The sequence below is a fragment of the Nosocomiicoccus ampullae genome, from assembly GCF_001696685.1.
Taxonomy (GTDB): domain Bacteria; phylum Bacillota; class Bacilli; order Staphylococcales; family Salinicoccaceae; genus Nosocomiicoccus; species Nosocomiicoccus ampullae_A.
Genome location: NZ_MBFG01000009.1, coordinates 1 through 14,296 on the forward strand (window position 1 = coordinate 1; position 14,296 = coordinate 14,296).

The window sequence follows — 14,296 nt, forward strand, 5'->3', positions numbered from 1 at the left end:
CTTTAAATTTATCTAAAAATTCCTTTTCAGAAATGTCTTCAGGAAAATGGAATTGTTTCGTTTCGATACCTAATTTTTGGAATTTTTTTACCGCTGCATTTTCGTAAGAAATTGAATCTTCAAGATCACCAACACGGACAAAAGCGACTGTCGGTGTAATCCCGTGATTGATAGATTCTTCAACTGCGTTTTTAATTTCTTCAGATAAATGTGCGGCTACTTTTTTGCCATCTAAAATTTCTGCCATTGTGTAATCCTCCATATTTTATGTTGAGATTATTATACCATAATGACATTTCGATAATAAAAAATAACCATATCAAATAGATATGGTTATTGAAAACAATTACTTATTTAGTTTCACGGTGAAGTGTAACTTTGTTTAATCTTGGGCTGTATTTTTTAAGCTCGATACGCTCAGGATTGTTTTTCTTGTTTTTCACTGTGTGGTAGTTACGGTCACCTGTTTCAGTACATTCTAAAATAACTTGTACGCGCATTATTGTCACCTCTTCAAATAAATTATCGTGTGATTTCTCTTCAACTGGCCAGTTGATCATCAACGGATGATTACGGTTTTTAATCACTTTATTAATATTACAGTAGACGCCCTAATAATTCAAGTAAATTTCACAAATTTATATTTGCTAAATCGTAGGCGTTACGATATACTAATTTAGAACAAAAACATTGGAGGGAATTATTTTGAAATTAAGAGCATTACTAATTTCATTCGTCGCTATACTTGTTCTCGCTGCTTGTAGTAACGACGCAGCTGACAACAAAGAAAGTGATAACACAGATAGCGACAACAAAAATCTTAAAGTGTATACTACAGTTTTTCCACTATATAGTATGACTAAAGAAATCGCAGGAGACACGATGGAAGTCGAATCTATTTACCCTAAAAACGTCAACATGCATAACTATGAACCGTCCCAAAAAGACATTCTAAACTATGCAAAAGGCGATCTTTTCATCTATACAAATCATGAATTAGACCCTGTAGCTAAAAAGATACATGAGACAATCGAAAACGACACTGAAGTGTTAGAAGCATTTAACAATGAAGAAGCATTCATCGAAGACGAACATCATCATGACCACGACCATGATCACGATCACGATCACGATGCAACTAAAGAAGAAGATGAACATGATCACGACCACGGACACGATCATCACCACCACGGTGAGTTCGACCCACACGTTTGGTTAGATCCAGAACTAGCTACACAAATGGCAGAAAATATTAAAGACAAATTAGTTGAAATGAACCCAGATGAAAAAGAAACTTACGAGAAAAACTTTGAATCTTTAAAAGCTGACTTAGAAGAATTATCTAATTCTCTAGATGAAGCAATGAAAGATAAAAAACGTGACACAGTATATATTTCACACGAGTCTATCGGTTACTTAGCACACAAATACGACTTTAAACAAGTTGGTATTCACGGATTAAACGACGATGAACCATCACAAAAAGAACTTACTCATATGATTGAAGACATTAAAGAAACGAAAACACCATACATTTTAAGGGAACAAAACGTTTCTTCACGTCTAACTGACATGATCGGAAAAGAGACAGATGTAGAATTCTTACCGTTCCACAATTTAGAAGCTTTAACTGATAACGATCCAGAAGACTCAACATATCAAAGTCTGATGAAAGAAAATATCGAAACACTTAAAAAAGCATTACAAGATTAAAAAAACACCCTTTGTTGACTTTTTAAAATCAACAAAGGGTATTTTTATGTGTGTAAAACGTATTATTGTTCCATTTCTAGGCGGATACGTTCTGTAAATTCTTGGATTTCTTTTACGTCTTTTTTAACGACAAAGTATGCGACGACTAATCCAATTCCAGTAAATAATGTCAGTACGAGTAATGTTTTAAATAAAAAACCGATTAATCCTTTAATTAAATCCACTTGTTATCCCTCCTGAATGATTCGAATCGCAGGTAAGTCTGCGGGTGCTAGTTCTATATTCCCGAGTTCACTAAGTTTTAACCATCTTTTTTCAATATGTTCGTTTAATGTTAAATTTCCACGTACTACTTTTGAATAGTACGTCGTTAAATTGACGATTCCAAAATCATATTCATAACGCGTCGTCGTAATTTTATTGAGCACTTCGATTTCAGTATCCATTTCTTCTAACAATTCGCGCTTTAACGCTTCAATTTCATCCTCACCCGCTTCAACTTTCCCTCCTGGGAACTCCCAAAGGTTCGCGAGTGTTTTACCAGGAGGTCTTTTTGCGACGAGTATGCGATCTAAATCGTCGACAATTACTGCTGCAACGACGTTAATTTCCTTTTTCATTTGACTTATCCTTTATATTGTAATGTATTTCTTCGAACCTGACTGTAAGTGGTACGAAGATAAACGTATAAACAAAAAACAGAAATAACACAATAATGATTCGTGTCGAATTTAATATCGGTAAATTCGGAACGATAAAAACGATTGAAATAATAAGTAAAGCGAGTGCGATATACTCAAACACAACAGATTTTGTCGATGGTTCTATATATTCTTTACAATTTGGACAACGCGTTCTAGATCTCGGCTTAATCATATAGCCGAGCAACTTCTCTTTATATGTCCATTTATGATGGCAATGCGGACATACGGCCGTATGAAACTCTTTTTTTGCCACTTGAATCCCCCATTTTTTTACACTGTTTATGCTAATATAATAAGTATCATAGTTAAGGAGTGCTTATATTGAAAATCGAGTTACGTAAATCACTAAATACGATTCTTATCATTATTGCATTGGCTGTTATTTATAGATTCAGTTTGCCTTATTTACCTGGAGTTTTTAAATTCGCAGTACTCGTTTTATTCGTACTCATCGCTTTAATGTCGATTATGAGTGTATTTAAACGAGAATACGATGAAAACCCGTTCGAACGAAAAAACAATGACGAGTAATTATTCGACTCTATCGCCTTGTTTAAGACTCTCAAAGTCTTTAAAACGAATGCGTATAGAGTCTTTATTTAATTCTTTGTCACTCATCACTTGAAAATGTAAGTGTGGCAATGTCGTCGCACCACTATTACCAACTTGCCCAACAAGTTCTCCAGTAACGACACTATCTCCAACGTCAACTTGTACACTATCCTTTTTTAAATGTGCAAGTAAACTATATTCTCCGTTTTCATGCTCTATGATTACATAGTTTCCTGACGGCTCATCTTGATTCACGATGCCAATCTGGTTATCTTTAACGTCACGCTTAACGTCAACGACTACTCCGTCTAGCGGTGCAAGTACATCACTTCCAAAGACGAAGTACGCATTTAAATCACCGGGATCACCGTTATGGTGATATAACTCAACCATATTCGTTAAATCATACGCATAGCGTTGATTCTCTGTTCTGTAATGATAGTTATGAAACACATCTGTACCACCTGCAGACACAACTGCTTCTTCTAGTGGTAGTGCATACTCATTTTTTGTCCAAACGTCATCCGTATCGTACTTTTCATTTAAGTGAAGTTCAATACCGATAATCTCATTATCATCTGTAAATGCTGCAGTAAGACTATGTGTTTCTTCATCATTCACATAAAAATATCGATTAAAATTCATCGTTAACTTATTGTGATATTTTTGATGAAGATCTCCCGCTTCACGATGAAAGATTTGTAACGATTCGACAAATCTTGATTCTTCAGTATTTTGTTTAAACGGTTCAAATGCTGTGTCATAGATTTCTTTAAACTTCTCACTATTAAAATATTCTACAAATGTATCTGGTGTTACCATGAAGTCACGTCCCTTTTTAATGATTTAATTTGTTTAACGTTTGTATTAACTCTTTAGACTGAAACTCGATAGATTGTAAATCGTTCGGTCTAAAATTATCGATATCCATAAATATCACTTGTTCGACATTTATGTCAAACGCTTTCGCAAGAGCCTCTTTTTTATTTTCGTTATTTAAGTCATCTGTCGCGACAAATAAATAATCGAGTTTCGCAGCACTGTAATCTTCAGTCTCGTATATTTTATAGTCATCACTTTCTAGTATACGTTTAATATACTTTGGTTGACTAAATCCTAGTACATCATATACTGCTTCAGTTCCAAAGCTTGAAAACTTCGGCCTTAAATAATACGTATCATCTTCATCGACAATTACTGCAGCATTCATATCGAGCACTTGTTGATTTAACTGACTACGAAGTGTAGACGTTTTTTCTAAAAACTCATCCGCAATAAGTTTGGCTTCTTCTTCTTTATTTAACATGACACCTAAATAATAAAAGTGAGTCAAATAAATTCGCTTTTTATATGGATTAAATGCGCTCGTAATATATCGCATTTCAATTGTTGGTGCGTAATCTCTATATGTCGCAGAATACTCATCTGGAGCATACGTGACGATTAAATCTGGATCTAATGACTCTACTGTTTCAAAATCACCAGGTTCAATAAAAGTCGCATCTAACTTCTCTTCTACTAACTCTGAACCTTTAAGCTGAGAGTTAACACCTACTGGCTCTACACCGAGCAGTTCAGCATTTAATGGGTCTGCTGCACGAAATAATACAGGTCGCTTAATTTCTTTATTTAGTTCTAAGTGTCCTGCTTGTTCAGTTGTAATGACACGTGTATTTTCGTCACTACTCACTTCCTGATATGTACTACAACCAGCTAATAGTATGGTTGCAGATAACGTCAATAATCTTTTTTTCATGATTTATCCCTACTAATATAATTAAATATAAAGTACTCGAGCTTTCTAAAAAAGTATGCGAGTATGATTCCGACTAACGTTCCCGTGACGTTTAAAATAACGTCGTCGATGTTCGTCGTACGTCCGATCGGTAATATATATTGAATCGTTTCAATAGATATTGAAAATAAGCATCCAAATATACTCGTCAACCATTCCTTTTTCGTCATTAAATAGACGAAAAATCCAAAGGGCACAAATAATACGATATTCATAACTAAATTATTAAAAATCGCCTTATCTGTACCATAATCATACAGCTCTCTCATCGACTGAAACGGTACGACATTAATCGTATGTCCCTGTAAACTCGTCGGCATCATCGTAATTAATAGTATACCAATAACACTCATCATTATGCCTACAAAGACGGTAAAATCTTTAAATTTATTATAATCATTTAACCGGTGATTGAACTTTCTATTGAAATAAATTGCGAATAAAAGCAATATGACAATACAAATGAAAAAAACCGGAATGACAGGCCAAAACGCTTTAATTAAAATCAATGTAACAAATCTCCAATTTTATTTATGGACTGACTATACCATATTATTTTGACATGAGTATATCAATTTAAAAAGAAAAGACATTGAGATAAATCTCAATGTCATTGTGTGTAAGTCATAGTTTATTTGCATATCATAGCACTTCACTCCTTTTTTGTATCATGTTTGTGATACTTTCTAACTTTCTAATTGATGTATTAAATATCCAATACATCGCTACTAATACAAAAAGCATAGAGAAGGTAGCCATTGCTATTTTAACTCCAAAATAATTTCCAATAATTCCACCAGTAAGAGCTCCTAAAGGAGCGAGTGTCGTAGAAATACCGATCATAGAACCCATAGCTACCCCTACTTTTTCTGGTGCTACAATTAATTGAACGATGGTTTGTGAAAACACATTTAATACTCCTACAATTAACCATCCAATAAAGAATAGAATCAATGAAGTAATTATATTTATTTGAGAATTACCACTGATGAATGTCATAGCGAACCATAATATTCCGATGCTCATAATTCCAATAATATAAAAATGACCTAACAAAACACTTTGTGATTTCTTTTTTCCGGCAATAATTGCACCAATTAACACCCCAAACCCCATAGTAGATAGTAAAAAACTATAGTGAATTTCATTTATAGCAAATACAGGAAGATTTGCAAAAATACCTGTTGATGCAAAGTTAATAAATATTACACCTACTAACAATGGAAATAAAGTTTCTTCTTTCCAGAGTGACAACCCATTCTTTAATTGTTTAAAATGATTCACTAATTTAAATCGATTGCTTTTAGAACTAGTTTTTATATTTTGATTTAATTTTGAAATCAAGCTACTTAACAATATAAACACGATCGTGTTAATTAAGAATGTCGCACTGTTGATGTAATACATAGTGAAAATTCCAAATATAGTAATTAAAAGCCCTGCAATCGCATTAAATAATGCATCACTACCCTGATACGCTGCTGTAAATAAAGAGTTTGCCTTAACCAATTCTTCTTCATTCAATAATTTAGGTAAAATCGAAACTTGCGCCGGATAAATAATTTGATTTATCAAACTTATAACAAACATAATAATAAATATATAAGACACTTTTAGAAGTTCTAGATGATTTAGTAATGGTATAAGTATTAATAATATCGCTTGAATAAATTGTGATCCAATTAAGTATCTTTTTAAGTTAATTTGATCGAGTAAAGGACTAAATAATACTTGTATAATAGCTGCTGATGAAGTAATAAATAATGCAAGACCAGTGTAAAGTGCTGATCCTGTCATCGAATAGACTAATAACATAGTTGCGATGCTATATAGACTGTCTCCAAAATTTGCTATAAGACGACCAACGAGTAAAATGTTAAAATCTTTATTTTTAATCATAACAAACTCTCCTTTAAGATTTTGAACGTTTAAATTTATTTGAATGTTAGGCTATAAAATTAACCCATGTATTGGGTTAACTTTCTAATACGATAAATTGGTGCACTCCATCATTACTACCGTACTTTTCTATCAATTGTTTAAATTCTTTAATGAACATGTCGTATTCATCTGCTTTAACTGAGAAATTCTCATGTGTTGTATCAGTAAATTGGCTAAATATATTAATATCTGGAATAAATGCTTTAGCAACTGGCAAATAAAATTTTTGAACAATCCCATTTACAACTTCCGTTTTTTCTACTTTAATAAACCCTCTCTTTTCCAACTCATTAAGATGGTAGTAGATCTTCGATCCCTTTTCATTCAATATTTTAGAAAGTTCTTGTCCTGATTTAGCCACGTTTCCAAGGGTTAGCAAAATATTAACTCTAAAAGGATCACTTAAAACTTTTAAATCCTCAATATTTTTAATACGATGTACTTCATCCATGTTTTCACCTAACATTCTATTTAATTTGAACGTTAAAATTATAATACACGACAAATTATAAATTGTCAACTCAATAATCCTTTCTTAACAAAAAACTGTAGATCAAGTCGATATCCGACTTAATCTACAGTCTAAAATTCTGAGAATAACCTCAATCTCATTCTTTTTGCATTACTTGTTTGTGATACATTTCTTGGTATTTACCGCCGAGTTTTAGTAACTCCTCGTGATTACCCGATTCTACGATATTCCCTTTGTCTAATAATAGAATGTTGTTCGCATGTTGAATCGTTGATAATCGGTGTGCGATTATTACAGTCGTTCGATTTGAAGATACGACTTTCATTGCATTTTGTACGAGTTGCTCTGTTTCACTATCAACGTTAGACGTTGCTTCGTCTAGTATTAATAGTGTCGGTTTAAATGCTAATGCTCTCGCAAATGAAATGAGCTGACGTTCCCCGAGTGATAATGTCGAACCACTTTCAATAAGTTCTTCATGAATCCCATTTTCAAAGCGTTCTAAAATCATTTCGCCACCGACAGAGATTAAAGCATCGATCGCTTCTTCTTCTGTAATATCTTCACTACCAAGACGAATATTATAAAGAAGTGTTCCGTTATAGATGTACGGATCTTGTAAAACGATTGCCATGTGGCTTCTCATCGATTGTTTGTTCAATGTTTTTGTGTCGACACCGTCAAACAGTATTTCTCCACTATCCGGATCATAAAACCTCATCAGTAAGTTGATAATTGAACTTTTACCGGATCCCGTATGCCCAACGAGTGCGAGCGTTTCATTTTCTTTTACTTTAAAGTTAATGTTGTTTAACACTCGGTGTCCTTTATCGTATGAGAAATTGACGTCGTTAAATTCAATATTCCCTTTAAACGTTTGAAGCTCTTGATGGTCTTCTTGTTCTTCTTCCTCATCGATTAATTCGAACACTTTATTTGTCGCGACACGCGCTTGTTCGATAATATCAAACACACCGATAATTGCATATAAAGGCATCATAATTTTCCCAGCGTAGTCGATCATTAAGTACATCGAACCGACAGACCATGCTGTGTTTTGAAATACAAACATATAACTGAATACGAAAACTAAAATCATGAGTACAACACTACGTAAAGACTCGATTAAATTCGTATTCGTCAGTGCGTTTAACCTTGAAAGTCGTACTGAACTTTTGTAGTAATCTTCGTTTAGTTTAGAAAACTCGTTAAACACTTTTTCTTCGTTGTTAAATGCTTGAATGACACTCATACCGCTAATAGATTCATTAATAGACGCGTTCATTTCACTATTTCGTTCGCGTTTCGTCATGTTAAATTTGTTTGACGCTTTTCGGTACAAGTATAACCATAAAAATAGAAACGGTAAGACAAGTATCATTAATAATCCTGCATACACGTTTACGAAGAACGATGCAATAACAACCCCTAAAATAGTAAACACACTCGTAATGACTTGAGTGAGAACTGACGTAAATACATTTAGTATCGTTTCTGTGTCATTTGTGATTCTCGCTACTACTTTCCCTGCTGGTAAGTTATCAAAGTAACGTACCGGTAATTTTTGAACATGTCTAAAAACTTTAAGTCGAATCGATTGAATGACTTTACTGCCAGCTTTTAATGTTACGATTCTTGAGTAATACCCAATCAGTCCGTTAGTCACTTGGACTATTAAGTATATGAAAAGCATAATGACTAAGCCTTTAACAACGACATTCTCTTTTACTAAGTAATTATCTAAAATAATTTTTAATAAAAACGGCCCGAGTAAGTTTAACCCAACCGCGATTAAGTTAAGGACGATTCCGAAGAGAAGGAGCGAACGGTGACCAGCTGTAAATTCATATAATCTTTTAAGTTGGTTCAACGTTCTCACCTCCATGTTTAAAGTACTCGTGTTGTGTTTTGTACCATCCGTCTGTTTCTATTAACTCTTTATGAGTACCAGACTGAACGATTGCCCCGTCATCGATAACGATAATTTGATCTGCATGTTCCACGGCAGATAATCTATGCGTAATGATAATCGTTGTTTTATCTTTACGTGTTTTCTTTAACGCATCGATAATATGTTGTTCAGTATTTGCGTCTACTGCACTTAAAGCATCATCTAAAATAAGTATCTCCGGATCTTTAATTAAGCTTCTCGCAATCGATATACGCTGCTTTTGACCGCCAGATAATGCGATACCCTTTTCTCCGACTTTCGTTTCTAAGCCGTCTTTCATACTCTTTAAGTCATTGACTAGCGCACTATTTTGAATTGCGCGCTGCAGTTCTTCTTCTGTTGCATTTTCTTTACCAAATAAAATGTTTTCTCGAACTGTTTTACTAAATAAGAAGTTTTCTTGCGGAACATAGCCGATTAAATCTCTCAGTTCTTTTTTATTAATATTTTGAATCGGTTTTCCATCGATAATAAATTGACCATTACCTTCAGAATAGTACTTTAAGAACTGTTTAATAAACGTCGTTTTACCGCTTCCCGTTTTACCGACGATACCGAGTGTCTCTCCTTTTTTAAGTTCGAGATCAATACCTTTTAAATTCTCTCGACTAGACGTTGGATACGTAAATGAGTAGTCATCAAATGAGATGTTGTTGTTTTGAACACTTTCACCTGAGAATAACACATCATCTTCTTCGTTCAGTAAGTCTTCAATTCGGTTGAGTGATGCACGACCTCTTTCTGTAGTGTCTAACATAATTCCGAATGCGAACATCGGCCAAATCATCATATTTAAATAAATATTAAACGTTATAAACTCACCGAGTGTAATCGTTCCGTTATTGATAAAAAACGCACCGGCAATAAATGAGATGATAAATGACGTTGCAACGACTAACGTCGTAATTGGCTCAAAAAGTGCTTCTAATTTCGCAACTTTCATAATGCGATCAATATAATTAGAAGTCATTGATTTAAAACGATTATACTCCGGATTTTCTTGTACATAACTTCTCGTTACTCTAACACCTTCAACAACCTCTAATACGTTGTTGTTCATTTTTCCGAATGATTCTTGTGCTTTCATATGGTGTTCCATAATCTTTTTACCGATTTTTACTTCCGTCACAATTAGTAGTGGTAACGGAAGTAAAGCAATAATTGTTAACACCGGATTAACGACAATCATCATTGTAAATAATATTATTGTCCCATAAATTAACGTATCGATAATCGTGATAATACCGAATGTCGTTCCCATCGTCACACTGCGTAAATCATTCGTAATGCGCGCCATTAAGTCTCCCGTACTATTTCTTTCATAGAATGATGGGGACATCGCTAAATACTTACGGACTAAACGCTTACGTAAAATCGCATCAATATCATAACCAGACTGCATGATATAATACGTACTTATGTATGTCAGTATATAAATCAATAGAATCGCAGAGAAGAATACACCGATAATCATTTTCATCGAGTCTAACGTCATTGACCCCGCTGTAATGAGGTCGATTGTTTTACCAATGAGTAGCGGAGGTAAAATTTCTAAAATGTTTAAAATTAATGCAGATGCTAATATAATGAGTAATTTAAGCTTATGTTTTCGAAAATACCATCTGATTTTCTTTAAAAATGTAAGCATCTTTTGTTCCTTTCTTTTTTATTTTTAGATACAAAAATCGGAGGGYAATTACCCTCCGTTAAATGATTAATTATATATTACGATTTTTAAAATAATTATTCAATAATAATTATTCACCACGTGCTGCACTATCTGTAATTAAAATAACGTTGTCGTGGTTGTGGAGAATGGATACCGGGATGTCTTCTGTAATTTCTCCACTGATGAATAAATCACGTGCATTTTTCTTGTTGTCCCCAGAAATTAAAAGAATGATTGTTTTAGCTTTCATAATCGTTTGAAGCCCCATCGATACCGCTTCAGTTGGAACGTCTTCAATCGATTCAAAGAATCTTGAATTATCTTCGATCGTTTCATCTGTTAACTGTACTTTATGTGTGAGTGAATTAAAATCTGTTCCTGGTTCGTTAAACGCAATATGACCATTTCTTCCGATACCGAGTACTTGAATATCGATACCTACTTCGTCAATAAGCGCTTCATAGTCTTCCACTTCTTTTTGTAAATCTTCTGCAACACCATCTAAAATATGAATGTTTTCTTGTGGGATATCTAACTTACTAAAGAAATGTTGCTCCATGAAATAATGATAACTTTGGTCGTTTGACTCATCTAATCCGACATATTCATCTAAGTTAAATGTCGTTAGTTCTGACAGATCTAAATTTGCTTCGTTAATTTTTTTTGCTAATGCATCATACATGCCTTCAGGCGTTGACCCTGTCGCAAGTCCTAATGAAAATTGTTTCGATTCTTTTAATGCGTCGAAAATAATTGTTGCCGCTTCGTTACTCATGTCTTCATAAGTATTTGCTTTAATTTCTTTAAAATTTGTCATTTTGTGCCTCCAATTGAAACTCGATGTATGCAAGCTAATTGCATACGATACTTAAGTGTCTTTAAGACTTTTAAGTATTTTAATATTATATTCTTTTTTAATTTCTCTGTAAAACAATAACTATAGAAGTTCGTAAATTAAAATAAACACGAGTATAAATGATACTGCTAGTGATAAGACTCCATATATAGACAACCATAGTGGATGACGATAATGTCCAACGATATCAGAACGTCTTGAAGCATGTAATATCCCACCGAGAATAACTGGTAATATTAATCCATTTAAAATTGTTGTAATCTGAAGTAACACAACCTCTTCGCCCTTTAGTAAAAAGATGAACCAACTCGTTAAAACGAGCATGAGTAATACGACATCGATATATTTTTTAATAATATCATTAACTGATTTAATAAATGTTCCTGTCGTATACGCAACACTCACAATAGACGTTAATGATGCACATATAAATAATATCCCTAAAGCGTAGCTACCAAGACCACCAAACACTTCTGAAAAAGCACTTTCTAATAAGTTATCTTTAAATAAAATGACGTTACTTCTAGATAACCCGAGTATTGTAAAGAATAATAGTAAGCGTGTCACTGTAACGATAATCACACTATAAACAGCAGATCGAGTGACTGCTGTTTTATACTTTTCACCGGTAATTTCTACATCAATTAAACGATGTGCACCAGCAAAACTAATATATCCACCAATCGATAGGGCAACCATCATCGCAATTGTCGTCACAATATCGTAATCAATCATCGGTAGGACCGTTTTTGCAAGTGTGACATCATACGGTACATCTGTTGCTGTAAATGCGTACGCAAGTAGAATTATTGCGATAATAAAACTTAACATCACTCCGATAAACGTTTCTAACGTAATACGATTTCTATTTAATAAATAAAATAAAATCGCAATCATAAGCCCAATGGATGCGCTGAGTTTTATATCGACATTAAATAATAAACTAATTCCAATTCCTAAGCCCGAAATATTAATGATATTAAACGCGATTCCACCAAGTAAGACAACGACAGACATAAACGTCCCAAAATTCGGGATAATTTTATTGATGACTAAATGTGCCGGCGTTTTTGCGACAGTGAGTATTCGCCATATGTTCATTTGTATGCCGAGTTCAATAATTCCAGTGATTATAATGACGAACGCAAGTCGCTCAAAAAATTGAACAGTTAAGTCTGCTGTTGATATTAAAAACAAAGGGCCAATTGAAGCACTGGCCATTAAAAATACCGCACTAAAGATTTTATTTCTCTCTAATCTTCTTTCGTTCATGACCTTCACCTCAATTCGCCCATTTAATTAGTACATTGGTTTTATTACGTCATTCAATTGTTTTGTAATAGAAAATTTACGTGCGCCGAATTTTAAAAGTGTTGAAACAGAATGTGTTTCTAACACTGATGAAATAACGACTTCTGAACGCGACTCCACTGGAACGATATTAATCATCGTTTTGATAATATAATCGTAACCAAAGATCGTAAATTCTAATCTTCTATTTTCGACATATTTATCAATCTTTCCTTTATAGTCTGTTCCATTATATGTGAGTACAAACGGAGTTCCTTCATCTCTCACATTTTCACTATTTGATTCATAAGAAATACGTGACAAACCATTAATGTTATTTTTAAACCACTGATCAGAATTTAAAAACTCAAACACTGTTTCTGGTAATAACTCTACTTCTTTATTATGAAAATATAATTGTAGTTCCATCGTTCTCTCCTTAAATTATAAAGTTACCGAGCACGTCGTTTACATCGTGGACAACGACAAACGCAGATTCATCGTGTTTTTTAATGACACGTTTTAAACGTCCGAGCTGGTTCTTGTTAATAACAACGTATAATACATCTTTGTTTTCTTGTGTATAGTATCCGCGACCATGCATAATTGTTACACCACGTTTAATATCATTCGCCACGTGTTCAGCGAGTAATTCTGGTTTTGTTGAAATAATCGTCACTGCTTTTTTCGGATTCATACCTTCAATGATAAAGTCCATTACTTTTGTTGCGATGTATAAAGCAATGACTGTCAGTAACACACGTTCTAATGGAACGACTGTTAAACCAATTGTCACAATGATTAAGTCAAAGAATAGTAGCGCATATGACACGTTAACATCTAAGTATTTGTTTGCAATACGCGCTAAAATTGTCGTTCCAGCAGTCGTCGAACCGACTCTAAATATTAAACCAATTCCCATACCGATTAAAATACCACCAAACACCATGTTTACGATGATATTTTCAAAGTCCATTTGCCAATCCGCTGTTATCCATAACATGATTGACGTCATCGGTATTGTAAATATTGTATAATACATTGCTCTACGAGATAAAAACTTAAAGCCGATAGCTAATATCACAACGTTAATGAGTAAGTTCGTAAGGGCAGTAGACCAACCAAATGCATAGTAAAGTATGATTGATATACCGATAACCCCACCTTCAGCAAGGTGACCACCGATCATGAATGTATTAATCCCAATCGCAAAGACAAAAGAGCCGACGATGATAACAAACGCATTGATTAGCGTTTGAACAGTCCAATTTTTATTAAACGAAAGTTTTCGCTTATTAAAGTTTTCAACTTTTTTTCTGTTTTTTGCTATCATTTAATCGACTCCTTTTATTT

General features: G+C 33.7%; 18 protein-coding genes. 2 read left to right on the plus strand and 16 right to left on the minus strand.

Annotated features, from left to right (window positions below; all coding sequences use genetic code 11):
* A partial coding sequence (locus BBS29_RS04950) for a tetrahydrofolate dehydrogenase/cyclohydrolase catalytic domain-containing protein (RefSeq protein ID WP_306452474.1) occupies positions 1-247 on the minus strand: 247 nt, incomplete at its 3' end.
* A 103-nt stretch (positions 248-350) separates the two neighbouring features.
* Positions 351-500 carry a 50S ribosomal protein L33 gene (rpmG, locus tag BBS29_RS04955; protein ID WP_040929001.1) on the minus strand — a complete coding sequence of 50 codons (150 nt, stop codon included), beginning with the start codon at positions 498-500 and terminating at the stop codon, positions 351-353.
* Between the two features lie 205 nt (positions 501-705).
* Between rpmG and BBS29_RS04960 the strand changes: the two genes are divergently transcribed.
* Complete coding sequence (locus tag BBS29_RS04960; RefSeq protein ID WP_257009087.1) at positions 706-1,713, plus strand: metal ABC transporter solute-binding protein, Zn/Mn family; 1,008 nt, start codon at positions 706-708, stop codon at positions 1,711-1,713.
* A 62-nt stretch (positions 1,714-1,775) separates the two neighbouring features.
* Here BBS29_RS04960 and BBS29_RS08360 read toward each other — a convergent pair whose 3' ends face one another.
* From BBS29_RS08360 to BBS29_RS08615, 3 genes are read right to left on the minus strand one after another with little or no spacing between them, the layout of a single operon-like run.
* Entirely contained in the window at positions 1,776-1,937 is a 162-nt protein-coding gene (locus BBS29_RS08360) for a hypothetical protein (RefSeq protein ID WP_155974675.1), read from the minus strand.
* A 3-nt stretch (positions 1,938-1,940) separates the two neighbouring features.
* Positions 1,941-2,333, minus strand: a complete 393-nt coding sequence (locus BBS29_RS04965) for a (deoxy)nucleoside triphosphate pyrophosphohydrolase (RefSeq protein ID WP_068129551.1) — start codon at positions 2,331-2,333, stop codon at positions 1,941-1,943.
* A complete protein-coding gene (locus BBS29_RS08615; RefSeq protein WP_068129583.1) occupies positions 2,317-2,589 on the minus strand; it encodes a hypothetical protein in 273 nt (90 codons plus the stop codon). Before BBS29_RS08615 ends, BBS29_RS04965 begins: the two co-directional genes overlap by 17 nt.
* A 149-nt stretch (positions 2,590-2,738) precedes the next feature.
* On the opposite strand from BBS29_RS08615, the gene BBS29_RS04975 reads away from it, so the two are divergent.
* On the plus strand, positions 2,739-2,948 hold the full coding sequence (locus BBS29_RS04975; RefSeq protein ID WP_040929004.1) for a hypothetical protein: 210 nt from the start codon (positions 2,739-2,741) through the stop codon (positions 2,946-2,948).
* On the opposite strand, the gene BBS29_RS04980 is transcribed toward BBS29_RS04975, so the two are convergent.
* From BBS29_RS04980 to BBS29_RS05030, 11 genes are all read right to left on the minus strand, one after another.
* On the minus strand, positions 2,949-3,791 hold the full coding sequence (locus BBS29_RS04980) for a M23 family metallopeptidase (RefSeq protein ID WP_068129553.1): 843 nt from the start codon (positions 3,789-3,791) through the stop codon (positions 2,949-2,951).
* Between the two features lie 16 nt (positions 3,792-3,807).
* Positions 3,808-4,725, minus strand: a complete 918-nt coding sequence (locus tag BBS29_RS04985) for a hypothetical protein (RefSeq protein ID WP_068129555.1) — start codon at positions 4,723-4,725, stop codon at positions 3,808-3,810.
* Positions 4,722-5,120 carry a VanZ family protein gene (locus tag BBS29_RS04990; RefSeq protein ID WP_373554036.1) on the minus strand — a complete coding sequence of 133 codons (399 nt, stop codon included), beginning with the start codon at positions 5,118-5,120 and terminating at the stop codon, positions 4,722-4,724. The genes BBS29_RS04985 and BBS29_RS04990 overlap by 4 nt, the downstream gene beginning before the upstream one ends.
* A 286-nt stretch (positions 5,121-5,406) precedes the next feature.
* Positions 5,407-6,663, minus strand: coding sequence for an MFS transporter (locus BBS29_RS04995; RefSeq protein WP_068129559.1), 1,257 nt, complete (start codon positions 6,661-6,663; stop codon positions 5,407-5,409).
* Positions 6,664-6,739: 76 nt separating this feature from the next.
* Complete coding sequence (locus BBS29_RS05000) at positions 6,740-7,156, minus strand: winged helix-turn-helix domain-containing protein (RefSeq protein WP_068129561.1); 417 nt, start codon at positions 7,154-7,156, stop codon at positions 6,740-6,742.
* A 157-nt stretch (positions 7,157-7,313) separates the two neighbouring features.
* Positions 7,314-9,047, minus strand: a complete 1,734-nt coding sequence (locus BBS29_RS05005) for an ABC transporter ATP-binding protein (protein ID WP_068129567.1) — start codon at positions 9,045-9,047, stop codon at positions 7,314-7,316.
* The gene (locus tag BBS29_RS05010) at positions 9,034-10,776 is read right to left on the minus strand and encodes an ABC transporter ATP-binding protein (protein ID WP_068129569.1); all 1,743 of its coding nucleotides are present in this window, start codon (positions 10,774-10,776) and stop codon (positions 9,034-9,036) included. The genes BBS29_RS05005 and BBS29_RS05010 overlap by 14 nt, the downstream gene beginning before the upstream one ends.
* A gap of 109 nt (positions 10,777-10,885) precedes the next feature.
* Positions 10,886-11,614 (minus strand): glucosamine-6-phosphate deaminase, encoded by a 729-nt coding sequence (gene nagB, locus BBS29_RS05015; RefSeq protein WP_068129571.1) that lies wholly within the window; start codon positions 11,612-11,614, stop codon positions 10,886-10,888.
* 120 nt (positions 11,615-11,734) lie between these two features.
* Positions 11,735-12,925: an NRAMP family divalent metal transporter gene (locus tag BBS29_RS05020; protein ID WP_068129573.1), complete on the minus strand. Its 1,191-nt coding sequence runs from the start codon at positions 12,923-12,925 to the stop codon at positions 11,735-11,737.
* Between the two features lie 27 nt (positions 12,926-12,952).
* On the minus strand, positions 12,953-13,372 hold the full coding sequence (locus tag BBS29_RS05025; protein ID WP_068129575.1) for a hypothetical protein: 420 nt from the start codon (positions 13,370-13,372) through the stop codon (positions 12,953-12,955).
* Positions 13,373-13,382: 10 nt separating this feature from the next.
* Positions 13,383-14,276 (minus strand): YitT family protein, encoded by an 894-nt coding sequence (locus BBS29_RS05030; protein WP_083286920.1) that lies wholly within the window; start codon positions 14,274-14,276, stop codon positions 13,383-13,385.
* Positions 14,277-14,296: the final 20 nt, after the last annotated feature.